Consider the following 25,176-nt stretch of genomic DNA (forward strand, 5'->3'; position numbering starts at 1 on the left):
CCCCCAACCTATCCCGCTGCAGCTGCCGTGAAGCCCCGCGCCAGGTCGGCGGTGATGTCGTCGATGTGCTCCAGGCCGATCGACAGGCGGATGAGTCCGTCCCCCACCCCGGCGGCCGCCCGCTCGGCGGAGGTCATCTGCACGTGGGTGGTCGATGCCGGGTGCACGACGAGCGAGCGGACATCCCCGAGGTTCGAGACGTGGTCGAACAGCTCGAGCGCCGCGACGAACCGCCGGCCTGCAGCGACCCCGCCGGCCAGGTCGAACGACAGCACCGCCGACGGCCCCTTCGGCACGTAGCGCTGCTGCAGGTGGTGCCACGGCGAGTCCGGCAGGCCGGCGTAGTGCACGTGCTCGACCTGGTCGTGCGCGTCCAACCAGGTGGCCACGGCGGCGGCGTTCGACACGTGCCGGTCCATGCGGAGCGACAGGGTCTGGACGCCCTGCAGCACCAGGAACGCGTTGAACGGTGCGATCGCGGGCCCGAGGTCGGCGGAGAGCTTCGAGCGGGTGCGCTGGATGAACGCCCGCCGCCCGAACTTCTCGGCGAAGTTCGTGTTCGCGAACCCGGACTGCTCGGCCGTGGCCAGCTGCGGGTAGGCGTCGGCGTGGGCTGCCCAGTCGAAGTTCCCGCTGTCGACGATGAGCCCGGCGATGGCGCTGCCGTGTCCGGCCAGGTACTTCGTCGCCGAGTGCACGACGATGTCGGCACCGTGCTCGATCGGGCGGACCAGGTACGGCGTCGCGATGGTGTTGTCGACGATGAGCGGGACACCTGCCCGGTGCGCGACGCCGGAGACCCCGGCGAAGTCCAGGACGTCCCCGCGGGGGTTCGGGATGGACTCGCCGAAGAACGCCTTCGTCTCCGGACGCACCGCCGCCGCCCACTCGGACAGGTCGGTCGGGTCCTGCACGAACGTGAAGGTGATGCCGAGGTCCCGCAGCGTCGACGCGAACAGCGTGTAGGTCGCGCCGTACAGCGAGGCGCTCGACACCACGTGGTCGCCGGCGCGTGCGACACCGAGGACGGCCAGCGAGGTCGCCGCCTGCCCGGACGCCAGCGCCAGCGCGCCGATCCCGCCCTCGAGGTCGGCGATCCGGCGCTCGAGCGCTGCCGCCGACGGGTTGTTGACCCGCGTGTAGGTGTGGCCGGGGGCGTCGAGCATGAAGCGCGCGGCCGCGTCCTCGCCCGAGGGGTACACGTACGCGGCGCTCTGTGCGATCGGCGGCACGTTCGCGCCCCAGCCCGGGTCGGCCTTGAAGCCGGCGCGGATCTGACGGGTCTCGAAGGCCCAGTCGTCCTCGGTGCTCACGAGACCGGCTCCGAGACACCCGCGGCGGTCGGGGTGGTCGGGGCCGTCGGCCGGACGAGTGGGATGACCTGCTCGCCGAACCGGTCCATCTCCTCGAGCTGCGGCGAGAACTGCAGCAGGAGCGTGTCGACGCCGGCGTCCTCGAACTCCTTGATGCGGGCGGCCACCTGCGAGGGGGTGCCGACGAACCCGGGGCGCAGGCCGCGGTTCGACACCGAGTAGTCCTCGAGCGAGGGCACGTGCTCGAGCTGCGACTTCGAGATGAAGTCCTGGTACGACTCGTACGCCGTGCCGTGCTGCACGTCGGTGATCCGGGCGAACTCGGCCTGCGCCTCTTCCTCGGTCTCGCGGACGATGACGTAGGCGGCCATGCCGAACGCCTCGAACGGCGGCAGCCCGGCGTCGACGCGGCGGCGCTTCATCTCGTCGATCTTCGCGCGGAGCTCCGGGGCCGTGCCGCCGTGGGTCAGGTAGGCGTCGGCGTACCCGGTGATCGCGGCCTTGCCGGCCTCGCTCTCACCACCGGCGTAGATGCGCGGCGTCACGCGGGGCTTCGGCTCGAGGTGGGCGTTCTCGATGTCGTAGTACTCACCCGAGAACGAGTACGGGGTCTCGCGCCACAGGCCCTTCATGACCTCGACGAACTCCGCGGTGCGCTTGTACCGGTCGTCGTGCTCCGAGAAGATCCCGCCGTACTGCTTCGCCTCCTCCGCCCACCAGGCGCTCACGACGTTGAAGGTGAACCGGCCGCACGAGATGTCGTCGATCGTCGCCGCCTGCTTCGCCGTCACCGCGGGCAGGTGGTAGCCGGGACGCATCGCCGCCATGATCTCCAGGCGCTCGGTCGTCGCCGCGATCGCCGCCGCGAGGGACCACGCCTCGAGCGAGGGCGCCGCCATGCCCTTGATGTCGTTGAGGTTGAGCTCCGGCACGAGCGTCAGGTCGAAGCCGATCCGCTCGGCGCGCTGCGCCAGGCGCTTCACGTAGTCGAAGGTGACCGGCATGTTCTCGTTGTCGACGTTGCGCAGCCAGCCGCCGAAGAGCGGGGTCCAGTATCCGAATCGCACGTGGGTTCCTTGGGGGTGTGGGAAAGGGGACTGGAGGCCCGTGGCGGGCCCGCCACGGGCCTCCAGTCCGGTGGTCCTTGCGGTCTCAGGCCGTGAGCTCTGCGGCGTACTCGGCCGCCAGCAGGCCGCCGAGGTACTTCGCGATGGAGCGCGGGCCGGAGGCCGGCGCGGACTCCTCGACAGCAGGGTTGTAGTTCGTGTTCGTGTTGATGTCGTAGACGACGGTGCGGCCGTCCGTCGTCTCCATGAACTCGACGCCCGCGATGGTGATTCGCTGGTCGGCGAGGAACGTGCGGAGCTGCTGGACCAGCGGGTGGCCAGCGGTGATCTCGGTCCGGACGGCGAACGCCGGGGGCGCACCGGCGGTCTCGGTGCCGGGCACGTCGCAGACGGCGCCGGCGATGACCTGGGGCACCTCGCACGCGTCGGCGGGGCAGAGTTCGAAGCTGCCGGCGCTGGTGTCGACGCGGACGGCGTAGACGAACTCGCCGCCGACGAACTCGACGCGGGTGATGAAGGGTTCGCGCGCCGTCAGGTACTCCTGCAGCAGCGTGATGCCGTCGACCGGGGCCTCGAACTCGGGGCTGTCGACGTAGGCGTCGAACTCGGCGAGCGAGTCGAAGCGCCGCACGCCCAGGCCCTTGCCGCCCTGGTTGTGCTTCGTGATGAACGGGACGTCCTGGCCGTTCGTGAAGTCCTTCGCCGCCTGCTTGAGCGTCGTCGTGCCGAACACGGCGGTGGTGCGGGGCACGTCGAAGCCGGCCTGCTGCAGGAGGCCGTGCTGGGCGACCTTCGACACCTCGAGCTCGAGCACGTGACTGCCGCCGACGACCTGGCGACCCGCTCGCTCGAGCCACCCGAGGACGGCGCGGGTGTACTCCTTGCTGTGCTCGTGGCCGCGGGTGTGGGAGCTCGCGGACATGCGGCTCCAGTACACGCCGGGTGCCGGCTCGGCCGCGAGGTCGATCTGCCCCTCGGTCAGCAGGATCTCCTCGACCGGGACGCCCTCGGCCTCGAAGGCGGCGGCGAGCGGCGGGAACCACTCGGGGTTCTCGTGGATGACGTACACGCGCGGAGTGCTCACGCCCCCACCCTAGGCACGGTATACCGCACGCGGCCAAGTGTGTGACGCGGCGTTGCTTCTCGGTGGCGGGCGGGGCGGGGCGGGGCGGGTCGGGTCGGGTCGGGCGGGGCGGGTCGCACGGTGCGCGCTTGTCCGGTCGGTGCGATGTTGGTCGCTCGGTGGCGGACTGTAGGGCGGCACCAAGCGGTCGACGATGCACGGGCTCACCAACCTGGCACCGTGCGGGGTCGACCAAACTCGCACGAGCCGAGCGAACGCGCACCGTGCGAGGTCGTCAGCCGGCGAAGGTCTGCTGTCCGACGACCCCGAGGAGCTCGAGCTTCTGCGCGTCCTCTGATCCTGGAGGCGCGGTGAACAACAGCAGTGCCTGCGCCTGGTCGTCGGTGTGCAGCACCTGGCAGTCAACGGTGATGCGCCCGAGCTCCGGCTGCACGATGGTCTTGTTGTCCGACCAGCGGGTGGCCACCTCGTGCTTGGCCCAGAGGTCGCGGAACTCGGGGCTGCGCGTCTGCAACTCGGCGACGAGTTCGGTCGCCCGACGATCGCCCGGGCCCGCGAGCCCCACCGCCGCCCGCAGCGACGCCACCACGACCCGGGCCAGTCGCTCGTGTTGCTCCGGCGCGTACTTCGCGAGCTCCTTCCCAGTCACGAACCACCGCCACGCCTGGTAGCGCTCGTTGCCGGGCAGGCTGACGGACGACCCGAGCAGTGCCGCCGCGAGCCGGTTCTCGACCAGGGTCTCGCCCAGATGGCTGACGACGATCGCCGGGGTGTCCTCGAGCCGGTCGAGCACCCGCAGGATCGCCGGGTCGACGTGGTCGGCGCGGTGCATCCGGGTCGGGGCGTTCTGCCCGGCCAGGTGGAACAGGTGGTCGCGCTCGTCGAGGCTGCACCGCAGGGCGCGGGCGATCGCGGCGATCATCTGCTCGGACGGCTGCGGGCCACGCTGCTGCTCGAGTCGCGTGTAGTAGTCCACGGACATGCCGGCGAGGGCAGCGACCTCTTCACGGCGGAGCCCCGGAGTCCTGCGTCGCGGGCCCTGCCCGAGGCCGACGTCCTCGGGGCGCAGCAGCTCGCGGCGACGGCGGAGGAAGTCGGCGAGCGCGGCACGGTCCATGGGTCGATTGTCGTCCGCTTCCCGCCCGGGTGCCAGGGATCGGCGATCCCCCGATGACCGCGCTCTGGTTGTGACCCCGTCCGCGGAGCATCGTGGTGGTCATGGACATCACGAACTCCACCGTCTTCATCCCCGGCGCGACCTCGGGCATCGGTCTCGCGCTCGCCCAGCGCCTGCAGGCCGCCGGCAGCACCGTCGTCATCGGCGGCCGTCGCCAGGCCCTCCTCGACTCCCTCGCCGCCGAGCACGGCTTCGGCACCGTGCAGATCGACGTCGCCGATGCGTCGTCGATCGAAACCGCTGCCACCTCGGTGCTCGAGGCCTACCCGTCGCTCGATGCCCTGATCACCATGTCGGGGATCATGCGCGACGAGGACCTCCGCGACCCCGGACACATCCACGATGCCCTCGACCTCGTCCAGACGAACCTGGTCGGCACGATCCGGCTCATCGACGCGTTCCTGCCGCACCTGCTCGCCCAGCCCTCGGCCACCCTGATGACCGTGACGTCCGGTCTCGCGTTCGTCCCGCTCACCGCGTCACCGACGTACAGCGCGACGAAGGCCGGTGTGCACGCCTACACGCAGGCCCTGCGCCAGCAGCTCGTCGGTTCGTCGCTCGAGGTGCTCGAGCTCGCGCCACCGGCCGTCATGACCGACCTGATGGGCGGCGCCGACTTCGGTGGGATGCCGCTCGACGCCTTCGCCGACGAGGTCATGGCGCTCATCGAGTCCGGTGCTGCACCGGAGATCCTGGTGCAGAACGTGCACCCGCTGCGCTTCGCCGAGCGGAACGGCAACCACCAGCAGATCCTCGAGATGATGGCGTCCCGCGAGCACTGACCCGGGTGCCTCGAATGGTGCGAGGTTCTGTGGTCGGTGCGAGCCACTTCGGCTCGCACCGACCACGGAACCTCGCACCATCGCGGTCAGCTGGTACGCAGGCGTCGCGCCAAGTGAGCGCCCTCGACGTCGATCATCAGCGGGAGGCGTGCCCGGTCCACCACACCGAACGAAGGATCGACGGTCACGAAGCCGTCGACCTCCCAGTGCTCAGCCGTGGCAACATGCACGGCACCTGCAGCGGTCAGGCCGAACTCTTCCATCAGGCCGGGGACGTCATCGGCGACCGCGTCGACACTGGCCCAGTGCATCTGGGTCGAACTCAGCAGGTCCCGCCAGGCCGATTTGTGCTGACGTGCCGCCCGCGGTCCCTTGCGATGCGCTGATTCGAAGATCTCGAACTCGGCGAACCCGCTGTCCACGATGCTCGTGTCGGCCAGGTCGAGGTGATCCCAGAACGCCGCAGCTCGGGCATGTTGTGGCTCCGCACGGTGGAGAACGCACTCGATGAAACTCGTCTCCACGAGGACCGCGGCGGGTCGGCCGGAGCATCTGTGGAACTCCGGGACCCGGTGCTCGTCGAAGTCATCGGAACCGAGCGACTCGAACACGGTCAGGGCACCCGGCGCAGACGCTCGAATCGGCTCGACGCGGCAGTCCGGATCGATCGCCTCGATCGCACGCCGCCGACGCTCGCGGCGCTCTTCGAACGTGCCCTCAGGCCGAGGCGTCCGTGCGAACAACGCTCGGCGCTCGGCTGCTGTGGACGGGCTCGGCACCCGGCGGGGCGAGAGGGGCGACTCGGTGGATCCCATGATGCCTCCTTGGTTGATGCGATCAACCGTAGGAGCACCGACCGGACACCCCGAAACATTCCGTATTTCGCTCGCGGGGAGGGACGGACTACTCCGCAGCCGCCAGGACCGTCCGCCCGAGCCGCACGAAGTCGTCCACACCGATCGCCTCGCCCCGGGCGGTCGGGTCGATGCCCGCCGCCGTCAGCACCTCGGACGCGTGCGCACTACCGCCGAGCACCCCGGACAGGCTCTGCCGCAGCATCTTGCGCCGCTGCTGGAACGCGGCGTCCACCAGCGTGAACACCCGCGACCGCAGACGCTCGTCACCCGGGGGCTCGTGCCGGTCGAAGGCCACCAGGACGCTGTCGACGTTCGGCACCGGCCAGAAGACCTGCCGGCTGACCAGCCCGGCGGTGCTCCACGACCCGTACCAGGCGGCCTTGACGCTCGGCGAACCGTAGACCTTGCTGCCGGGGCCGGCGGCGAGCCGGTACCCGACCTCGGCCTGCACCATCACGAGCGACCGCTCGATCGACGGGAAGGTCGCGAGCAGGTGCAGCAGCACGGGCACGGAGATGTTGTACGGCAGGTTCGCGACGAGGTGCGTCGGCTCGACGTCGAGGTCCGTGGCGGCGACGGTCATGGCGTCCTGCTGCACGACCGTCAGTCTGGCGTCCGGCTGCATCGACGACACCGTCGACGGCAGTTTGGCGGCCAGGCGCTTGTCGATCTCGACCGCGGTGACGGGGGCGCCGGTCTCGGTCAACCCGAGTGTCAGCGACCCGAGCCCCGGGCCGATCTCGAGCACCTGCGCCGACGGGGTGACGCCGGCGACGGACACGATGCGCCGCACGGTGTTGGCGTCGTGCACGAAGTTCTGGCCGAGCTTCTTCGTCGGGGTGACGTCGAGTTCGGCCGCGAGTTCCCGGATCTCTGCCGGGCCGAGCAGGGCACCCACGACTACTCGTCCACCGTCACGGGCTCGGCGTCCCACGCACCGTAGACGAGCTCGGTGTTCGAGGCGATCTGGGCCGCGAGCATCGAGGCATCGGTGCCCAGGGTGTCTGCCATCGACCGCAGGGTGAGCGGGATGAGGTACGGCGCGTTCGGACGACCACGGAACGGGGTGGGCGTCAGGAACGGCGCGTCGGTCTCGACCATGATCAGGTGCCGCGGGGCAACGACCAGGGCTTCACGCAACAGTGCGGCGTTCTTGAACGTCACGGTGCCGGCGAAGGACATGTACCAGCCGCGCTCGGCGCAGAGCCGGGCCAGGTCCGGTCCGCCGGAGAAGCAGTGGAAGACGGTGCGTTCCGGGGCACCCACGCGGTCGAGGACCTCGACCACGGCGTCGTGCGCATCGCGGTCGTGGATCGTCAGCGCGAGGTCGTGCTCCTTCGCGATGCGGATGTGCTCCTCGAACGAACGGACCTGGGCGTCGCGACCGTCCTCGCCGGTGCGGAAGAAGTCGAGGCCGGTCTCACCGATCGCCCGGACCCGCGGCAGCGCGGCGAGCCGTTCGATGCCGGCGAGGTGCTCGTCGAGCAGCCCCTGTTCCTGCAGTACGGGCGCTTCGTTCGGGTGCAGCGCGACGGCCGCCAGGACCCGGGGCTCCCGAGCGGCGATCGACGCGGACCACTCCGAGGTGGCGAGGTCCGTGCCGACCTGCACGACACCGCGGACGCCGACGCTGGAAGCACGGTCGAGGTGCTCGCGGTACTCGAGCGGACCGTCACCCCCGTCGCCGACACCGTCGGCGATCTCCATGTGGGTGTGGTTGTCGTACACCGGCACGACGAGCGCCTGGGGAAGCGGCGGGTACGTCAGGTCGCGCTTCGAGGCCCCGGACGCCCCGTCACTGCGGGACCGGACGTGCGACTCGGCGTCGGTCACTCGGAGACCTGCTCGATCCGGGGGAACAGCCCGCTCTCCAGTGGCACCACGTGCGACGCACCCTGCCACTCGTACGCGCGGTCGACCCGCTGCTCGGCGACGGACCCGCCGGCGCCGATCGAGGCCCAGAGCTTCTCGGTCGCCTTCGGCATGACCGGGGACAGCAGGACGGTGACGGTGCCGAGGCCGCGGAGCGCGGTGGTCAGGACCGTGCCGAGGCGCTCGCGCTCGGCGTCGTCCTTCGCCAGAGCCCACGGCGCCTGCTCGGTGATGTAGCCGTTCAGGGCGTCGACGAGCTCCCAGACGCTGGCGATCGCCTCGTGCGGGGCGAAGGCGGCGATCGCGGCGTCGGCACGCTCGGTGACCGAGACGGCCAGGGCATCGATCGCCTGGTCGGACTCGGTCAGTTCGGCGCGCGCCGGGACCTCGCCGTCGAAGTACTTCTGCAGCATCGCGACCAGCCGGGACGCCAGGTTGCCGTAGCCGTTCGCGAGTTCGGCCTGGTAGCGCGCAGAGATGTCTTCCCAGCTGAAGTTGCCGTCCTGCCCGAAGGTGATGGCGCGCAGGAAGTAGTAGCGGAACGCGTCGGACCCGAACGTGTCGGTGATCTCGGACGGCGCGATGCCGGTCAGCTTCGACTTGGACATCTTCTCGCCGCCGACGAGCAGCCAGCCGTGGCCGAAGACGCGCTCCGGCACGGGCAGCCCCGCGGCCATGAGCATCGCCGGCCAGATGACGGCGTGGAACCGGGCGATGTCCTTGCCGACGATGTGCACGCTCGGCCAGAGGCGCTGGAAGGCCTCGTCGTCGTCGGTGCCGTAGCCGAGCGCCGTGACGTAGTTGAGCAGGGCGTCGAACCACACGTAGAGCACGTGGTCGCTGTCCCAGGGGATCGTGATGCCCCAGTCGAAGCTGGAACGCGAGATCGACAGGTCGCGGAGCCCCTGCTTGACGAACGAGATGATCTCGTTGCGGACGCTCTCGGGCTGGATGAACAGCGGGTTCGACTCGTACAGGTCGAGCAGGCGCTGCTCGAAGTCGGACATCCGGAAGAAGTAGTTGCGCTCGGCCAGGACCTCGACCGGGATCGAGTGGATCGCACAGACCTGCTGCCCCTCGTACGCACCGGTGCCGGCCACCAGGTCGCTTGGCTGCTTGTACTCTTCGCAACCCACGCAGTAGAAGCCCTCGAACTCACCGGCGTAGATGAAGCCGTCGTCGTAGAGCTTCTGCAGGAACGCCGTCACGCCACGCTCGTGGCGCTCGTCGGTGGTGCGGATGAAGTCGTCGTTCGCCACGTCGACCGTGTCGAGCAGTGGCTTCCAGGCGTCGTTGACCAGGCGGTCGGCCCATTCCTTGGGCGAGACGTCGTTCGCCGAGGCGGTGCGCAGGATCTTCTGCCCGTGCTCGTCGGTGCCGGTGAGCAGCCAGGTGTCGTCACCACGCTGCCGGTGCCAGCGCGCGAGGAAGTCCGCGGCGACCTCGGTGTAGGCGTGCCCGATGTGGGGCACGTCGTTCACGTAGAAGATCGGCGTGGTGATGCTGAACGAGGACCCGGCGGACATGCGGACCATCCTACGGGCGCTCCGAACGCTGATGACGCGTGCGGCGGTGGACTGTGGAGAACCGGGTCCGGGAGGCCCGTGGCGGGCCCGCCCCGCGCCTCCAGACCGGCGGACGCGAACGTGACGAGCCCCGCTCAGCGCGCCGCGAGCGCCCCTTCGTACAGGTCGCGCTTCGACAGCCCGGTCGCGTCCGCGACCGCCGCGGCGGCCTCCTTCATGCGCATGCCGGCGGCCACCCGCTCGAGCACCAGGCGTACCCCGTCGTCGAGCGTTGCCTCTTCGGTGGCCTCGGCGGCCCCGGCGACGACGACGCAGATCTCGCCCCGCACGCCCTCGGACGCCCACGTGACGAGTTCGTCGAGCGGCCCGCGGCGGACCTCTTCGTAGAGCTTGGTGAGCTCGCGGCAGACCGCGGCGCGGCGGTCGCCCCCGAACCCGACGGCCATGTCGGCCAGGGTCTCGGCCAGCCGGTGCGGCGACTCGAAGAACACCATGGTCCGCTGCTCCCCCGCCAGTGCCTGGAACACGCGACGGCGTTCCCCGGCCTTGCGGGTGGGGAACCCCTCGAACGTGAAGCGGTCCGTCGGCAGCCCGGACACGGCGAGCGCCATCAGCACGGCCGACGGCCCGGGCAGCGCGGTGACGGTGACCCCGGCTGCGGCTGCGGCCTCGACGAGCGGGAAGCCCGGGTCGCTGATCGCGGGCATGCCGGCGTCGGTGAGGACGACGACGTCCTCGTCACGGGCGAGCTCGACGACCTCGGACGCCTTCGCCCGTTCGTTGTGCTCGTGCAGGGCGATGAGCCGCGGACGGTTCTCGATGCCCAGGGCGCGCATCAGGTGGATGGCGGTCCTGGTGTCCTCCGCCGCGACGACCGTGGCGTTGGAGAGGGTCTCGACGAGACGGCGCGAGGCGTCCCCGAGGTTGCCGATGGGGGTTGCTGCGAGGACGATCACGCACCCATTGTCCCCGCACGGCGACGCCGGCGCGGCCCGGCGCGGCGACGCCGGCGTCGTCCAGCGCGGCCGCGCGGCGCGTGCACGCCCGTCGCAGCGGGGACAGAGGTCGATCCGTAGGATGCTCAGCGATGACCAGCGAGCTGACCGACGACCGCACGGCCGTGTCCGACGGGCCGGTCGGCTCGCGCCTGGACGACTGGTGGGGGCGGGTGCTCTCCACGTCGCAGCGGGTCGCCGTGTGGCGGTGGACGGGTCCGCTCGCCGTGACGCTCCTCGCCGCCGTGCTGCGGCTGGTGAACCTCGGCAACCCGCACTCGCTCGTGTTCGACGAGACGTACTACGTCAAGGACGGCTGGTCGATCGTGCACCTGGGGTACGAGGGCACCTGGCCCGCGAACCCGAGCGGTGACGGCGCCCCGACGACCGACGACCGGTTCGTCCGCGGCGAGACGGACGTCTTCACGAGTGCCGCTGAGTTCATCGCGCACCCGCCGCTCGGCAAGTACCTGATCGGCCTCGGGATGCTGCTGTTCGGGGCGGACAACTCGTTCGGTTGGCGCTTCACGGTGGCCGTGCTCGGCATCGCGACGGTGTTCCTCACCGCGGTGATCGCCCGGTCGCTGTTCCGCTCGACGATGATCGGCACGCTCGCCGGCTTCCTGCTCGCGATCGACGGGCAGGCCATCGTGATGTCGCGGGTGACGCTGCTCGACGGCATCCTGACGTTCTTCGTGATCCTGGGCTTCGGCGCGCTGTTGCTCGACCGGCGGCACAGCCAACGACGGCTCGACGCGTGGGTCGCCGACCGCGCCGCCGCCGGCCGGACCACCCTGTGGGGGCCGGTGCTCTGGTGGCGACCGTGGTTGTTCGCGATGGGCCTGGCCCTCGGGCTGGCGGCGGCGACGAAGTGGTCGGGGATGTACTTCCTGGCGTTCTTCGCCGTGTACTCCGTGCTGAGCGACATGATGATGCGCCGCCGGGCCGGGGTGGAGTTCTGGTCGTCGAGCGCGCTGCTGCAGCAGGCACCGGTGTCGTTCCTGCTGACCGTGCCGATCGCCGCGGTGACCTACGTGGCGTCGTGGACCGGATGGTTCGTGTCGAAGGACGGCTGGGACCGCAACTGGCTGTCGTCGGGCGGCGAACGGTGGACGGGGCTCCTCGCCTGGGTGCCGGACAGCCTGCAGAACTGGTGGCACTACCAGTCGGAGATCTACGCCTTCAACATCGGGCTGCACACCCCGCACTCGTACCAGGCGAACCCGCTGCTCTGGCTCGTGATGCAGCGCCCCACGTCGATGTTCTACGTCGGCACGGACGCCGGGCAGGACGGCTGCTGGGCGGACCGCTGCGGCGAGGCGATCACCGGCATCGCGAACCCGTTCATCTGGTACGCCTCGGTCATCGCGACGGTGGCGCTGCTCGTGCTCTGGGTCCTGCGCCGGAAGTGGGAGTACGGCTTCGTCCTGCTCGGCGTCGCGGCGGGGTACCTGCCCTGGCTGATGTACGTCGACCGGACGGTGTTCCAGTTCTACACGATCGCCTTCGAGCCCTACATGCTGATGGCGCTGGCCGCCGCGATCGGGTTGGTGCTCGGCAGACGGAGCGACGAACGGTCACGCCGGTCGCGGGCGATCCTGTGGGTCGGCGTGTACCTGGGCGTCGTCGTGCTGGCCTCGGTCTACTGGTACCCGATGTGGACGGCGATGCAGGTGCCGTGGGACTTCGTCCGGTCGCACTACTGGATCCCCAGCTGGCTCTAGCCGGCAGGTCCGGCCGGTCCGGTCGCGCCCGTCGCGGTGGGCGCGCTGGTGGCGACCACCGCCGGACTGGAGGCACGTGGCGGCGCCGCCACGGGCCTCCAGTCCGCAGTGGTCAGGACTGCGCGTGCAGCGCGCGCTCGATCGACTCGCGGTCCAGCGGGTCGCCGAGCATCGGCGCGGAGTCGTCCGTGCCCGGCAGGACGCCCTGGATCAGGAGTTCCGCGTAGCGGCGCCAGGCGTCCGGGTCGTGTTCGCGGGTGGCGTCGGCGACCGCGCCGACCATCGCCGTGAGCATCGGCAGGTCGCGGTAGTCGAAGCCCGGCCGGACGACGCCGGCGGTCTCGGCACGGCCGATGATCGCGGCGACCTGACGTTCGAGCCGGTCGCGCTCCTGCACGATGGACGGGCGGGCCTTGCCGGCACGGACGATGGCGTCGGCGAGGGCACGGTCGCGGGCGCGGAACGCGAAGACGCCCATCAGGTAGACCCGGAGTGCCTCGCGCGGGTCGGACACGTCCGCGGCGCGCGCTGCGGCGTCGTTCATGGCCTCGAACTTGGTGGCGAGCAGCGCCTCGATCAGGGAGTCCTTGTCGGCGAACCGGCGGTAGACGGTGCCGACGCCGACACCGGCCTCGTGCGCGATGTCGTTCAGCGTGACGGAGAGTCCGCGTTCCGCGAAGCACTTGCGTGCCGTCTGCAGGATCAGCTCGCGGTTGCGCGCAGCGTCGGCGCGCAGCGGTCGCTCGAGGTCGGACGCGGACTCGGTGGTGCTCACGATCTGACCGTAGTTGCACTTTCTGGGAACAAGTGGATGCCATCCTTCCGTTTCGGTCTACACTGGCCACAAACGGATGCCTCGCATCCGGTTTCGTCACCACCACACCACCGGAGTGCCCGACGGCGCGCACCTCCACCTCACCCTCCAACCTTCTCGAGGAGGCTGCCGTGACGGCAGAACACACCGTGCCGACCCCCACCGGGACAGCACCCACGACTCCGGGCACCACCCCCGCCAAGAGCAACCACCGTTGGATCGCTCTGGCGGTCATCGCCCTCGCACAGCTGATGGTCGTGCTCGACGCGACCATCGTGAACATCGCCCTGCCCTCGGCCCAGGCCGACCTGGACTTCGGCACCGACCAGCGACAGTGGATCGTCACCGCGTACTCGCTGGCCTTCGGTTCGCTGCTGCTGCTCGGCGGGCGCCTCGGCGACCTGTTCGGACGCAAGAACACCTTCATCATCGGGCTCGTCGGCTTCGCCGTCGCCTCGGTGCTCGGTGGCCTGGCCGACTCGTTCGGCCTGCTCGTCGCGGCCCGCGCACTGCAGGGCGTCTTCGGCGCGCTGCTCGCCCCGTCCGCACTCGGCATGCTGACCACCACGTTCCGCGACCCCAAGGAACGTGGCCGCGCGTTCGGCATCTTCGGCTCCATCGCCGGCTCCGGCGCGGCCATCGGCCTGCTGCTCGGCGGCGTGCTGACCGAGTACGCGTCCTGGCGCTGGTGCCTCTACGTCAACGTCGTCTTCGCCGTGCTCGGCGTGATCGGCGCCCTCGTCTTCATGGAGAAGCCGCCGAAGGTCGAGCGTCCGCGCATCGACGTGCTCGGCGTCATCACCATCACGCTCGGTCTGGTCGGCGTCGTCTACGGCTTCTCGAACGCCGAGACGAACGGCTGGGACTCCCCCGTCACGATCGCCATGCTCGCCGGTGGTGTCGTGCTGATCGCCGCGTTCGTGTTCATCGAGACCCGCGTCGCCCACCCGCTGCTGCCCCTGCGCGTCGTGCTCGACCGTGACCGCGGCGGCTCGTTCATCGCGATCGGCCTCGTCGCGATCGGCATGTTCGGCATCTTCCTGTTCCTGACCTACTACCTGGAGCAGACCCTGGGCTTCAGCTCGCTGCAGACCGGTCTCGCGTTCCTGCCGATGCCGCTGTCGATCATGATCTCGGCGACGCAGATCGGTGGCCGCCTGCTGCCGCGCGTCGGGCCGAAGATCCTCATCTTCGCCGGTGGCCTGGTCGCCGCGACCGGACTGCTCCTGCTGCTCCGCACCGACCTGGACAGCTCCTACGCGGGCACCGTCCTGCCGGCGCTGATCGTCATCGGTCTCGGCATGGGCACGATCTTCTCGTCCGCCATGAACACCGCGACCACCGGGGTCGCCCGGGCCGACGCCGGTGTGGCCTCGGCAACCGTCAACACCATGCAGCAGATCGGTGGCTCGATCGGCACGGCCCTGCTGTCGACGATCTTCGCCGACGTGGTGTCGAACAGCCTGTCCGGGCTGTCCGCCGCCCCGACGAAGCTGCAGCAGGCCCAGGCCACGCTCGACGGGTACCACGTGGCGTTCGGCATCTCGGCCGGCGTGCTCGTGCTCGTCGCCCTGGCCGGCGGACTGCTCATCAACCGGCAGTCGGTCCGGCTCGAGCGGCTCGCCCGCGCCGGGTCCGCGACGACCGGGAGCATCCCCGCCGCAGCGCACTGACGCTCGCGCTGCGCTGCGGCCCGCTCCGGTACTGCCGGGGTGGGCCGTTGTGCGGGGGGGGGCTGCGGCGACACCCGTTTCACGACGATCCACCTGTCGAACAACGCGTGCATCGTCGACGGATGCGCACGCACTCGGTGCCCGCGCATGTTCCGACGGACCACTCGTCGAACGACTGGTGGACCGTCGGTCACCGCCCACACACGCACCCCCGGTTGCGCCGTGTGTCCACGACTCTGGCCCACGTCAGGGGTGCGGATTATGGTGGCCCGCATGGCCCCCGTCCTGACCTCACCACTCGTGTCGACGCAGTGGCTCGCAGACCACCTCGGTGCTGACGAGCTCGTCGTGCTCGACGCCTCGGTGCACACGGTCGGGGCCGGGTTCGACACCACCTGGCTGCCCGGACGCGACGCCCACGAACAGCGCGGCCACGTGCCCGGCGCCCGCTTCGCCGACCTGATCGACGACTTCTCGGCCGCCGACGCCGACGTCCCCTTCACCCGCCCCGGTGCCGAGCGCTTCGAGGCCGCCGCGGGGCAGCTCGGCGTGACCAACACGTCGACCGTGGTCATCTACGACGACAGCGTCGGTGAGTGGTCGGCGCGCCTGTGGTGGATCTTCCGCTCGTTCGGCTTCGACTCGGTCGCGGTGCTCGACGGCGGCTTCACGAAGTGGCGCGACGAAGGCCGGCCGGTCCGTGTGGGTGCACTCCGCGCGCCGGCGGCGCCGTCCGGCCCAGACGCCGGCGCGTTCCTGGCCGGCGAAGAACGCGCGCTCTGGGCCGACCACGACCGCGTGACCCGTGCCGTCTCCGGTGAAGAGCCGGCGTCCCTGGTGTTCGCCGCCTCGTGGGCTGCCCTGGGCGACGACCACCCGCCGATCGTGCCGGGCAGCACCCCGATCACGGCGGACTCGCTGGTGGACCCCGAGACGAACGCGTACCTGCGCGGGGCCGAACTCGAGCGGGCCTTCGCCGCGGTGATCGGCGCCGGCGAGATCGTCACCTACTGCGGGGTGGGCAGCGCCGCGTGCGTCGACGCCCTGGCCCTGACGGTGCTCGGGCACGACCGGGTGCAGGTCTACGACGGCTCGCTGGCCGACTGGTGGCGGCACGAGCAACTGGCGTCCTGACCGATCCGATCGCGGAACGACGGCCGCACCTGGCCGGCGGCCGCCGACTGACTGCGGCCGGCTGACTGCCGCCGGCCGACTGCCGCGCCGCACTACCGTTGCACCATGAGCACCAGACGCGCGGTCATCCTCGGCGGCACCGGCGGCATCGGTTCGGCGGTCGCACGCGAGCTCCTCGACGCGTCCGGCCGGGGCGGCGACGACTGGCAGGTGGACGTCCTCGCCCGCCAGGGCGGCCCCGTAGCGGACGCCCTGACCGCCTCCGGCGCCACGTTCACGTCCGGCGACCGCCGCGACCGGTCCGTCCTGCGCGACCTGCTGCGCCCCGGAGCCGACCTGCTCGTCGACACCGTCGGCCTGACCCGTGACGACGCCCAGCAGCTCCTGCCGTTCCTCGACGACGTCGGCTCGACGGTCTTCGTGTCGTCCAGGTCGGTGTACGCCGACGAGCAGGGGCGGCACGCGAACTCGCTCGACAAGCCGGTGTTCGGCGGCGCGGTCACCGAGATCCAGCCCACGGTCACCGCCGGCGACGGCGACCCGACGAGTCGTGACGGCTACGGTGCGGCGAAGGTGGCGGCCGAGCAGGTCCTGCTCGACCACGGTGCCCCGGTCACGGTGCTCCGCCCGTCGAAGGTGTACGGCGTCGGCATCGGCCGCCCACGGGAGTGGTTCGTCGTCCGCCGTGTGCTCGACGGCCGGGAACGCATCCTGCTCGCCGACCACGGCCGCGGCGTCGACCACACGACGGCGGCGAGCGGCATCGGCTCGCTCGTCCGTGTGGTCGCGGACGCGCCGGACCGCCGGATCCTCAACGTCGCGGACGCCTCGGCCCCGACCGCGCTCGAGATCGTCCGGACGATCGGCGGGCACCTGGACCACCGGTTCGACGAGGTCCTGCTCGACGAGGACGCGCCCGCCTTCGTCGGCGGCACGCCATGGTCGTCACGACCGCCGTTCGTCCTCGACACCACGGCGGCACGTGCACTGGGATGGGAACCGCCGGAGTTCGCGACCGCCGTCCTCCCCGAACTCGACTGGCTCGTCGAGACCGCCCGCGCCACCCCTGCGGACGGCGACGTGCCGTGGGCCGACGACCCCTTCTGGGAGCACCTGTTCGACTACGGTCCCGAGGACGCCGCACTCGCACTCCTCTCCCTCGACCTGGGCTGACACCGTGTTCCGGTCCGAGGTCCTGTTCATCGGCGGACGCTCCGGCGTGGGCAAGTCGACGGCGGCCGAGGCGCTGCACGACCTGCTCGTCGCGGCGGACGTCCGGCACGCGGTGATCGAGGGCGACCTGCTCGACCTGGCCCACCCGGCACCGCACGTCGAACACCCCGAGGCGCACCTGACGGAGCGGAACCTCGCCGCGCTCTGGGCCGGCTACCGGGCGATCGGACACCACCGGCTCGTCTACACGAACACCGTGTCCGTACTCGAACACGAGCGCCTCGCTGCGGCGATGGGCGACGACCCGCTGGTGCGTGTCGTCCTGCTCCGTGCCGCGGACGACACGACCGCCGAACGGCTCGCACGACGGGCGGGTGGCGCGGTCCCGCAGGCGCAGCTCGCGCACAGCACGCGGACGGCCGGGAGGCTCGACTCGGCCACCGCGGACACCGTCACCCGGGTGGACACGGACGGCCAGAGCCCCGCCCAGGTGGCCGCACGGCTCGCGTCGCTCACGGGATGGCTCCCGCGCTGATCCCCCTGCGCAGCCTGTGCACAGCGCGCAGCTCGTCCACAGATCCCCCCGAGCGGTGGTCCGTCCAGTCGCCCGGGGGCACGCTGGAGCCATGAACGACAACCGCCTCGGCACCTCGGTCAGCCCCTACCTGCGGCTGCACGCCGACAACCCGGTCGACTGGCGCGAATGGGGCCCCGAAGCCTTCGCCGAAGCACGCGAGCGCGGGGTCCCGGTGCTGGTGTCCGTGGGGTACGCCACGTGCCACTGGTGCCACGTCATGGCGCGCGAGAGCTTCGCCGACCCGGAGATCGGCGAGCTGCTCCGGCGGGACTTCGTGTCGGTCAAGGTCGACCGCGAAGAGCGCCCTGACGTGGACGCGAGCCTGATGGCCTCGGCGAGTGCGTTCACGCAGCAGCTCGGCTGGCCGCTGACGACGTTCCTGACGCCCGACGGCCACGTCTTCTTCGCGGGGACGTACTTCCCACCCACTCCCGTCGGGCAGGTCCCGGCGTTCCGGCAGATCCTGGCAGCGGTGCTCGACGCCTGGACCGAACGTCGGCACGAGGTCGACGCGAACGCCTCGGCCATCGCGACGGCGATCCGGCAGGGTGCCGTGGCGGACGCGACCGCCCGCTCGGGCGAGAGCGGTACCGGAGCCGACCCGGGCCTCCCGTCCGTCGACACCGTCCGGGCCGTCACGAGCCAGCTGTTGCACGCAGAGGACACCACCTACGGTGGTTTCGGCGGCGCGCCGAAGTTCCCGAGCACGCCGTTGCTCGAGTTCCTCGCCGACGCGGCGGCCGACGGCGACGCCGAGGCCGACGGGCTGCTCGACCGCTCGTTGCACGCGATCCGCGCGTCCGAGCTGACCGACGCCGACGGCGGTGTCTTCCGGTACGCCACCAGGCGCGACTGGAGCGTGCCGCACTACGAACGGATGCTCTCCGACAACGCGGGGCTGCTCGCGGTCGCCGGTGCCGAGCAGGCCCGTGGCATCGCCGACTTCCTGCGGGACACCCTGCGCCGCGCCGACGGGGCGTTCGTCGCCGCACAGGACAGCGAATCGACCATCGACGGCCGTCGGGTCGAGGGCGAGTGGTACCGCCGACCGATCGCCGAGCGCGCACAGCTCGACCCACCACCGCTGGACGACCAGGTGCTCACGGGGTGGAACGGCCTGGCGATCCGGGGGCTCGCGATCGCCGGCGCACGGCACGGTGATCCGGAACTCGTCGCGCTCGCCCGGGGTGCGGCCGACGCGGTCCTCGCCGCCCACGTGCAGGACGGCCACGTGTCGGTGCGGTCCAGCACACCGCGCGGGGTGTCCTCGGCACCGGCCACCGTCGAGGACGTCGGACTGCTGGCCGAAGGGCTGCTCGAACTGGCCCTGGTCACGGGCGAGGTCTCCTACGCGACCGTCGCACGCTCGCTCGTCGACGACGGTCTGGCCGAGCGCTTCGACGTCGACCCGGTGCTGGCCGCTGCGGGGACGGCCACCGGCGAACAGCCGCAGACCGCGATGCGGTCCGGCACGGTGGCGCTGGCATCGGCCGCCGCGACACTCGGGGCGCTGACGGGCGACCAGGAACTGCGGACCGCCGCGGCACGACTCGTCGCCGACCGGGCCCGCACCGGGACCGAACGCCCCCTGGGCCACGCGGACGCCCTCGGTGTCGCCCTCGCCCTGCAGCGGCCGTCACGGGAGATCGTCGTCGTCACGAGCAGCACCGACGATCCGATGCAGGCCGTTGCACACCGTGCTCGGCGCCCCGGCACGGTCGTCGCCACCACCACGCCGGATCAGGCCCGCGACTGGGCCGCGGCGGGGTTCTCGTTGTTCGAGGGACGCGATGTGCTCGACCCCGCTGCGTACGTCTGCCACGACCGGGTGTGTGACCTGCCGTCCCGGTCGGCGGACGCGCTGGCCGGGCAGATCGTCTGACGCCCCTCCCGCCCGGCGCGCCTGTATCCTGGAATGCTCATGTCTTCTCCGCTGCCCGTCATCACGTACCCGCCCGAACTGCCGGTCTCGCAGCGGCGGGACGACATCGCGGCTGCCATCCGTGACAACCAGGTGGTCATCGTCGCCGGGGCCACCGGCTCGGGCAAGACGACCCAGCTGCCGAAGATCTGCCTCGAGCTCGGTCGGGAGCACATCGGGCACACCCAGCCCCGTCGGATCGCAGCCCGGACCATCGCGGAGCGTGTGGCGGAAGAACTGGGCGGCGGCGAACTCGGCGGACTCGTGGGCTACCAGGTCCGGTTCACCGACAAGGTCAGCTCCGAGACCCGCGTGAAGCTGATGACCGACGGCATCCTGCTGAACGAGATCCACTTCGACCGCGACCTCAAGCGGTACGACACGATCATCATCGACGAGGCGCACGAGCGGTCCCTGACAATCGACTTCCTGCTCGGCTACCTGAAGCGGCTGCTCCCCCGGCGCCCCGACCTGAAGCTCATCATCACGAGTGCGACCATCGACCCGGAGTCGTTCTCGAAGCACTTCGACGACGCCCCCATCATCGAGGTGTCCGGCCGCACCTACCCGGTCGAGATCCGGTACCGCCCCCTCGTCGCCGAAGACCAGGACGACGCCGCCGACGACGAGTCGGACTCCCGCACCGGTGACAGCGGCAACGCTGCCGACGACCGCGACACCCTGCAGGGCATCACCGACGCCCTCGACGAGCTGGCGCAGGAGGACCCGGGCGACGTGCTCGTGTTCCTGTCCGGCGAGAACGAGATCCGCGACGCGCAGGACGCGATCGAGGGCAAGCGCTACCCGGGCACCGAGGTCCTGCCGCTGTACGGCCGCCTGTCCGCCGCCGACCAGCACCGCGTCTTCGAGCGCCGGCACACCCCGGGCATCCGCCGTCGTGTCGTCCTCGCCACGAACGTCGCCGAGACCTCGCTCACCGTGCCCGGCATCAAGTACGTCATCGACACCGGGACGGCGCGCATCTCGCGGTACTCCCCGCGAGCCAAGGTGCAGCGTCTGCCGATCGAGGCGATCTCGCAGGCCAGCGCCAGCCAGCGCTCCGGCCGAGCGGGCCGCACGAGTGCCGGCATCGCGATCCGGCTCTACTCGGAAGACGACTTCGGCCGTCGCCCCGAGTACACCGACCCCGAGATCCTCCGCACGAACCTGGCCGCGGTGATCCTGCAGATGATCTCGCTCGGCTTCGGGGACATCGAGTCGTTCCCGTTCCTGCAGCCGCCGGACAGCCGGGGCGTGAAGGACGGCCTCGACCTGCTGCGCGAACTCCGCGCCGTCGACAAGGACGGCCGCATCACGAAGTCCGGGCGGCAGCTGACCCGGCTGCCGATCGACCCCCGCCTCGGTCGCATGGTGCTCGAAGCCGGGCGCCAGGGCGTCGGGCGCGAGGTCATCGCCATCGTCAGCGCCCTGAGCATCCAGGACCCCCGCGAGCGCCCCCTCGAGAAGCGTGCGCACGCCGACCAGCTGCACGCCCGCTTCGCCGACCCGACGAGTGACTTCCTGACCCTGCTGAACCTCTGGAACCACATCGAGGAGCAGCAGGAGGGACTGTCGTCGAGCGCGTTCCGGCGGCTGTGCAAGGCCGAGTTCCTCAACTACCTGCGCATCCGCGAGTGGCAGGACCTGTACCGGCAGCTCTCCCGCGCCGCGAAGCAGGTCGACGTCCGTGTCGGGCAGGCACGCTCCGAGGACGGCGACGCCGTGCACCGGGCCCTGCTCTCCGGACTCCTCAGCCAGATCGGGCTGCGCGACCGCGAGAAGCGCGACTACCTCGGCTGCCGGAACACCCGGTTCGTGGTGTTCCCGGGCAGCGTGCTCGCGAAGAAGCAGCCCGACGCGGTGATGGCCGCCGAGCTCGTCGAGACGAGCCGGTTGTTCGCCCGGACCGTCGGCCGGATCGACCCCGCGTGGGTGGAACCGCTCGCCGGTGACCTGCTCAAGCGCACCTACGGCGAGCCGCACTGGGAGAAGAAGCAGGGCGCGGTCGTCGCCTACGAGCGCGTGACCCTGTTCGGCGTCCCGATCGTGCAGCGCCGCCGCGTGCAGTACTCGCGGATCGACCCGGAACACTCCCGCGAGCTGTTCATCCGGCACGCCCTGGTCGAGGGCGAGTGGGAATCGCAGCAGGCCTTCGACCGCGCCAACCGGAAGCTCCGCAAGGAACTCGAGCAGCTCGAGGAACGCACCCGTCGCCGCGACATCCTGCTCGACGACGAGAACGTCTACGAGTTCTACGACGCCCGTATCCCGGCCGACGTCGCGACGACCCGCGACTTCGAGGGGTGGTGGCGGACCACTCGCCGCGAGCAGCCGGACCTGCTCACGATGCGCCGGTCGGACCTGCTGGACGAATCCGCAGCCGAAGCGGCCGAGGACGACGTCGAGTACCCGACCCAGTGGCACAGCGGCGACCAGCGCCTCGCCATCCAGTACCGCTTCGAGCCCGGCGCCCAGGACGACGGCGTGAGCGTGCAGGTCCCCCTCGCGCTCCTGCCCCGGATGCGCGAAGAGGGCTTCGACTGGCAGGTCCGCGGCCTCCGACGAGAACTCGTCACCGCGCTCATCAAGTCGCTGCCGAAGCAGATCCGGAAGAACGTGGTGCCCGCTGCCGACTGGGCCGAGAAGATCGTCGCCGAACTGCCCGACGACGCCCCGACCGAGCCGACGGAGTCGTTCCGCGCCACCCTCGCCAAGGCGATCCAGCGCATGACCTACGTGCCGGTCTCCGAGTCCGACTTCGACCTGACCCGCGTCCCCGCACACCTGCTGCCGACATGGGCGGTGGTCGACGAGCGCGGTCGCCGGGTCGAGACCGGCAAGGACCTGTCGGCCCTGCAGACCAAGCTCAAGGACCGGACCCAGCAGAGCGTCGCCTCCGCCACGGCGAAGGGCGCGGGACGGTCAGGAGGCGCGGCTCGCGTCGCGTCCGCCGGCGCCGGTCGCCCGCTGGAACAGTCCGGACTCACCGCCTGGCCCGACCAGGACCTGCCGCAGACCCTCGACACCAAGCAGGCCGGCGGCGTCATCCGGGCGTACCCGTCCCTGGTCGAGGAAGGCACGGGTCCGAAGGCGACCGTCGGCGTGCAACTGCTCGCCACTCCCTCCGACCGCGTCGTCCGGATGCCCGCCGGGGTCCGCCGTCTGGTGATGCACGCGGTGCCGTCGCCCGTGTCGTACATCCAGTCGCACCTGACCGCGCAGGAGAAGCTCGCGCTCGCCGCCAGCCCCTACCCGTCGACCGCCGCGCTGTTCGACGACGTCCTGGCCGCCGTGGTCGACGCCGGCATCCGTCGGGCCCACCCGGACGGCATGGTCTTCACGAAGGCCGGGTTCGAGGCCGTCCGCGATGCCGTGTCGGCCACCGTCGTCGACACGATGTTCACCGCGGTGTCCGAGGTCGCGGCGGTGCTCGCCGCGCAACGCTCCGCCGAACGAGCGCTCAAGCAGGCGAACTCGATGTCGCTGCTCGCCGCCCTGAGCGACATGCGGCAGCAGATGGAGCGCCTGGTGTTCCCAGGGTTCGTCGCCGTCGCGGGGCTCGACCGCCTGCGTCGGATCCGCGTGTACCTGCAGGGCATCGAGGCGCGCGTGCAGAAGCTGTTGCAGAACCCCGGGCGCGACGCGACGTGGATGCGCGAGGTCACCGTGGCGACCGACCGCTACACCGATGCCGGCGGTGTCTTCCCGCCCGCGGTCGGGGCGCACCCGGAGCTCGTGCACGCGCGGTGGATGCTCGAGGAGTTCCGGCTCAGCCTGTTCGCGCAGGAACTCGGGACCGCCGAGACCGTCTCGTTGCAGCGGATCACGAAGGCCCTGACCGCGGCGCGCTGATGGGTCTACCGTGTCGGCCATGATCGGCACACTCGACGTCGTCGTCCTGGACTGCCCGGACACCCGCGCCCTCGCCCGCTTCTACGCCGAGCTGCTCGGCGGGGAGATCGTCGGCTTCGACGAGGACTGGGCGGAGCTCGCCCTCCCGTTCACCGACCACCGTCCGATCCTGGCGTTCCAGCAGGTCGACGACTACCAGGCGCCGGAATGGCCCGGGCAGACGGTCCCGCAGCAGAGCCACCTCGACGTGAAGGTCGACGACCTGGACGACGGCGAGGCCGCGGTGCTCGCGATCGGTGCGACGGCCACGGGGTCAGGCACGGAGACGTTCCGCGTCTACCTCGACCCCGCGGGCCACCCGTTCTGCCTCATCCGGCCGTCGGACTGACCGGTTCGGTCGCCAGGCCCTCGACCACGGTGACGTTCGGCAACGCGGTGAGTGCGGCGCCGGGCAGGAACAGCTTCGCGGCGCGGCGCCCGGCGCCGATGACGACCTCGGGGGCGTCGAGGACGCGCGCGTCGATGTAGAGCGGCCACGACGACGGCAGTCCGATCGGCGTGATGCCGCCGTACTCCATGCCGGTCAGCTCGACCGCCTCGTCCATCGGGGCGAAGCTCGCCTTGCGGACGTCGAGCAGCTGCTTCACGACCCTGTTGACGTCGAGCTTCGTCGATGCCAGGACGACGCAGGCGGCGTAGCGGACCTCGTCGCCGCGCTTCCCCGCGACGACGATGCAGTTGGCACCGCCGGCCAGCGGGTAGCCGTACGCCTCCGAGAACGCGGCGGTGTCGGCCAGGTCGGCGTCGATCGGTGCGCCCTCGATCTTCGTCAGGACGTCGCTCGGCAACGCGACGAGGGCTTCAGCGACGGGGATCGCGAGGAATCCGGTGGCGACCAGGGCGGGAACACGTTCGAGCGTCGGCATGGCTCCACCGTAGGGAAGCGATTCCGCACGAGGGTGGAGCCATGACCGAACTCCGGGCGATCGACGTCGACCAGTGGGCCCGCCGCGAGCACTTCGAGCACTACCGGCAGCGGGTGCCGTGCGCGTACGAGGTGACCGTCGAGCTCGACGTCACCGCCTTCGTCGAACGCGTCCGTTCGACCGGCCGACGGACCTACGCGTCACAGCTCTGGGCCATCGCGACCGTGGTGAACCGGCACGACGAGTTCCGGATGCAGCTGCTGGACGACGGCTCCCCCGCCGTGTGGGACCGCGTCCACCCGATGTTCACCGTGTTCCACCCGGACACCGAGACGTTCTCCGCCCTGGTCGTGCCGTACGACGACGACTTCGGCACCTTCCACGATGCCGCGGTGTCGACGATCGAGCGGTACCGCGACGACACCCGGATGTTCCCGCAGGACGACCGCCCCGGCAACGTGTTCGACGTGTCGACCCTGCCGGGGGCGTCGTTCACCGGGTTCTCGTTGCAGGTGCGTGACGGCTGGGACCACCTGCTGCCGATCATCACGCTCGGCGGGTACCGGACCGCTGGTGACCGGACGCTGCTCCCCCTGGCGCTGCACGTCAACCACGCCGCCGCCGACGGCTTCCACACGACCCGGCTGCTGCGCGAGCTCGAGGAGCTCTTCACCGACCCTGGCTGGCTCGGCTGACCCTGCCCGTCCTC

Annotated in this window: 21 protein-coding genes; 10 read left to right on the forward strand and 11 right to left on the reverse strand. The window is 71.0% G+C overall.

Annotation, left to right across the window (positions count from 1 at the left end):
* Positions 1-8: 8 nt before the first annotated feature.
* From ACL00U_RS13500 to ACL00U_RS13515, 4 genes are all read right to left on the reverse strand, one after another.
* Positions 9-1,313, reverse strand: a complete 1,305-nt coding sequence (locus ACL00U_RS13500; RefSeq protein WP_194590747.1) for an O-acetylhomoserine aminocarboxypropyltransferase/cysteine synthase family protein — start codon at positions 1,311-1,313, stop codon at positions 9-11.
* Positions 1,310-2,380 carry an LLM class flavin-dependent oxidoreductase gene (locus ACL00U_RS13505; protein WP_412873493.1) on the reverse strand — a complete coding sequence of 357 codons (1,071 nt, stop codon included), beginning with the start codon at positions 2,378-2,380 and terminating at the stop codon, positions 1,310-1,312. The genes ACL00U_RS13500 and ACL00U_RS13505 overlap by 4 nt, the downstream gene beginning before the upstream one ends.
* A gap of 85 nt (positions 2,381-2,465) precedes the next feature.
* A complete protein-coding gene (locus ACL00U_RS13510) occupies positions 2,466-3,464 on the reverse strand; it encodes an ATP-grasp domain-containing protein (RefSeq protein WP_214519456.1) in 999 nt (332 codons plus the stop codon).
* Positions 3,465-3,738: 274 nt separating this feature from the next.
* Positions 3,739-4,581, reverse strand: coding sequence for a helix-turn-helix transcriptional regulator (locus tag ACL00U_RS13515; protein WP_071250668.1), 843 nt, complete (start codon positions 4,579-4,581; stop codon positions 3,739-3,741).
* Between the two features lie 101 nt (positions 4,582-4,682).
* Between ACL00U_RS13515 and ACL00U_RS13520 the strand changes: the two genes are divergently transcribed.
* A complete protein-coding gene (locus tag ACL00U_RS13520) occupies positions 4,683-5,423 on the forward strand; it encodes an SDR family oxidoreductase (protein WP_262117950.1) in 741 nt (246 codons plus the stop codon).
* An 86-nt stretch (positions 5,424-5,509) separates the two neighbouring features.
* Here ACL00U_RS13520 and ACL00U_RS13525 read toward each other — a convergent pair whose 3' ends face one another.
* The 5 genes from ACL00U_RS13525 to rsmI form a co-directional block, all read right to left on the reverse strand.
* On the reverse strand, positions 5,510-6,166 hold the full coding sequence (locus tag ACL00U_RS13525; RefSeq protein ID WP_412873494.1) for a type II toxin-antitoxin system VapC family toxin: 657 nt from the start codon (positions 6,164-6,166) through the stop codon (positions 5,510-5,512).
* Positions 6,167-6,326: 160 nt separating this feature from the next.
* Positions 6,327-7,178 (reverse strand): 16S rRNA (adenine(1518)-N(6)/adenine(1519)-N(6))-dimethyltransferase RsmA, encoded by an 852-nt coding sequence (rsmA, locus tag ACL00U_RS13530; RefSeq protein WP_214545523.1) that lies wholly within the window; start codon positions 7,176-7,178, stop codon positions 6,327-6,329.
* A 2-nt stretch (positions 7,179-7,180) separates the two neighbouring features.
* Positions 7,181-8,113, reverse strand: coding sequence for a TatD family hydrolase (locus ACL00U_RS13535; RefSeq protein WP_017886955.1), 933 nt, complete (start codon positions 8,111-8,113; stop codon positions 7,181-7,183).
* A complete protein-coding gene (metG, locus tag ACL00U_RS13540) occupies positions 8,110-9,678 on the reverse strand; it encodes a methionine--tRNA ligase (protein WP_071250709.1) in 1,569 nt (522 codons plus the stop codon). The genes ACL00U_RS13535 and metG overlap by 4 nt, the downstream gene beginning before the upstream one ends.
* Before the next feature lie 134 nt (positions 9,679-9,812).
* Positions 9,813-10,634, reverse strand: coding sequence for a 16S rRNA (cytidine(1402)-2'-O)-methyltransferase (gene rsmI / locus ACL00U_RS13545; RefSeq protein WP_194590752.1), 822 nt, complete (start codon positions 10,632-10,634; stop codon positions 9,813-9,815).
* A gap of 131 nt (positions 10,635-10,765) precedes the next feature.
* Between rsmI and ACL00U_RS13550 the strand changes: the two genes are divergently transcribed.
* Entirely contained in the window at positions 10,766-12,397 is a 1,632-nt protein-coding gene (locus ACL00U_RS13550; protein WP_412873495.1) for a dolichyl-phosphate-mannose--protein mannosyltransferase, read from the forward strand.
* A gap of 112 nt (positions 12,398-12,509) precedes the next feature.
* Here the strand turns inward: ACL00U_RS13550 and ACL00U_RS13555 are convergent, their stop codons facing one another.
* Positions 12,510-13,172, reverse strand: a complete 663-nt coding sequence (locus ACL00U_RS13555) for a TetR/AcrR family transcriptional regulator (protein ID WP_181440417.1) — start codon at positions 13,170-13,172, stop codon at positions 12,510-12,512.
* 170 nt (positions 13,173-13,342) lie between these two features.
* Here ACL00U_RS13555 and ACL00U_RS13560 point away from each other — a divergent pair, with 170 nt between their 5' ends.
* The 7 genes from ACL00U_RS13560 (at position 13,343) to ACL00U_RS13590 (ending at position 23,929) form a co-directional block, all read left to right on the forward strand.
* Positions 13,343-14,884, forward strand: coding sequence for an MFS transporter (locus ACL00U_RS13560; RefSeq protein ID WP_017886960.1), 1,542 nt, complete (start codon positions 13,343-13,345; stop codon positions 14,882-14,884).
* Between the two features lie 273 nt (positions 14,885-15,157).
* Positions 15,158-16,018: a sulfurtransferase gene (locus tag ACL00U_RS13565; protein WP_412873496.1), complete on the forward strand. Its 861-nt coding sequence runs from the start codon at positions 15,158-15,160 to the stop codon at positions 16,016-16,018.
* A 105-nt stretch (positions 16,019-16,123) separates the two neighbouring features.
* On the forward strand, positions 16,124-17,191 hold the full coding sequence (locus tag ACL00U_RS13570) for an NAD-dependent epimerase/dehydratase family protein (protein WP_412873497.1): 1,068 nt from the start codon (positions 16,124-16,126) through the stop codon (positions 17,189-17,191).
* A 4-nt stretch (positions 17,192-17,195) separates the two neighbouring features.
* The gene (locus tag ACL00U_RS13575) at positions 17,196-17,726 is read left to right on the forward strand and encodes an AAA family ATPase (protein WP_017886963.1); all 531 of its coding nucleotides are present in this window, start codon (positions 17,196-17,198) and stop codon (positions 17,724-17,726) included.
* Between the two features lie 91 nt (positions 17,727-17,817).
* On the forward strand, positions 17,818-19,650 hold the full coding sequence (locus ACL00U_RS13580; RefSeq protein ID WP_412873498.1) for a thioredoxin domain-containing protein: 1,833 nt from the start codon (positions 17,818-17,820) through the stop codon (positions 19,648-19,650).
* 39 nt (positions 19,651-19,689) lie between these two features.
* Positions 19,690-23,541 (forward strand): ATP-dependent RNA helicase HrpA, encoded by a 3,852-nt coding sequence (gene hrpA, locus ACL00U_RS13585; protein WP_412873499.1) that lies wholly within the window; start codon positions 19,690-19,692, stop codon positions 23,539-23,541.
* Positions 23,542-23,560: 19 nt separating this feature from the next.
* Positions 23,561-23,929, forward strand: coding sequence for a VOC family protein (locus tag ACL00U_RS13590; protein WP_042540251.1), 369 nt, complete (start codon positions 23,561-23,563; stop codon positions 23,927-23,929).
* On the opposite strand, the gene ACL00U_RS13595 is transcribed toward ACL00U_RS13590, so the two are convergent.
* The gene (locus ACL00U_RS13595; RefSeq protein WP_056070162.1) at positions 23,910-24,467 is read right to left on the reverse strand and encodes a YbaK/EbsC family protein; all 558 of its coding nucleotides are present in this window, start codon (positions 24,465-24,467) and stop codon (positions 23,910-23,912) included. The genes ACL00U_RS13590 and ACL00U_RS13595 overlap by 20 nt on opposite strands.
* A gap of 41 nt (positions 24,468-24,508) precedes the next feature.
* Here ACL00U_RS13595 and ACL00U_RS13600 point away from each other — a divergent pair, with 41 nt between their 5' ends.
* Entirely contained in the window at positions 24,509-25,162 is a 654-nt protein-coding gene (locus ACL00U_RS13600) for a chloramphenicol acetyltransferase (protein WP_262117956.1), read from the forward strand.
* Positions 25,163-25,176: the final 14 nt, after the last annotated feature.

Origin of the sequence: Curtobacterium poinsettiae (assembly GCF_047226435.1) — a bacterium.
In the GTDB taxonomy this organism is placed as follows: domain Bacteria; phylum Actinomycetota; class Actinomycetes; order Actinomycetales; family Microbacteriaceae; genus Curtobacterium; species Curtobacterium poinsettiae.

Bases quoted from the DNA above. Each gene is read 5' to 3' on its own strand.
- ACL00U_RS13515 (WP_071250668.1), bottom strand. From the start codon at position 4,581: ATGGACCGTGCCGCGCTCGCCGACTTCCTCCGCCGTCGCCGCGAGCTG.
- ACL00U_RS13520 (WP_262117950.1), top strand. From the start codon at position 4,683: ATGGACATCACGAACTCCACCGTCTTCATCCCCGGCGCGACCTCGGGC.
- metG (WP_071250709.1), bottom strand. From the start codon at position 9,678: ATGTCCGCCGGGTCCTCGTTCAGCATCACCACGCCGATCTTCTACGTG.
- ACL00U_RS13550 (WP_412873495.1), top strand. From the start codon at position 10,766: ATGACCAGCGAGCTGACCGACGACCGCACGGCCGTGTCCGACGGGCCG.
- ACL00U_RS13565 (WP_412873496.1), top strand. From the start codon at position 15,158: ATGGCCCCCGTCCTGACCTCACCACTCGTGTCGACGCAGTGGCTCGCA.
- ACL00U_RS13570 (WP_412873497.1), top strand. From the start codon at position 16,124: ATGAGCACCAGACGCGCGGTCATCCTCGGCGGCACCGGCGGCATCGGT.
- ACL00U_RS13580 (WP_412873498.1), top strand. From the start codon at position 17,818: ATGAACGACAACCGCCTCGGCACCTCGGTCAGCCCCTACCTGCGGCTG.
- hrpA (WP_412873499.1), top strand. From the start codon at position 19,690: ATGTCTTCTCCGCTGCCCGTCATCACGTACCCGCCCGAACTGCCGGTC.
- ACL00U_RS13590 (WP_042540251.1), top strand. From the start codon at position 23,561: ATGATCGGCACACTCGACGTCGTCGTCCTGGACTGCCCGGACACCCGC.
- ACL00U_RS13595 (WP_056070162.1), bottom strand. From the start codon at position 24,467: ATGCCGACGCTCGAACGTGTTCCCGCCCTGGTCGCCACCGGATTCCTC.
- ACL00U_RS13600 (WP_262117956.1), top strand. From the start codon at position 24,509: ATGACCGAACTCCGGGCGATCGACGTCGACCAGTGGGCCCGCCGCGAG.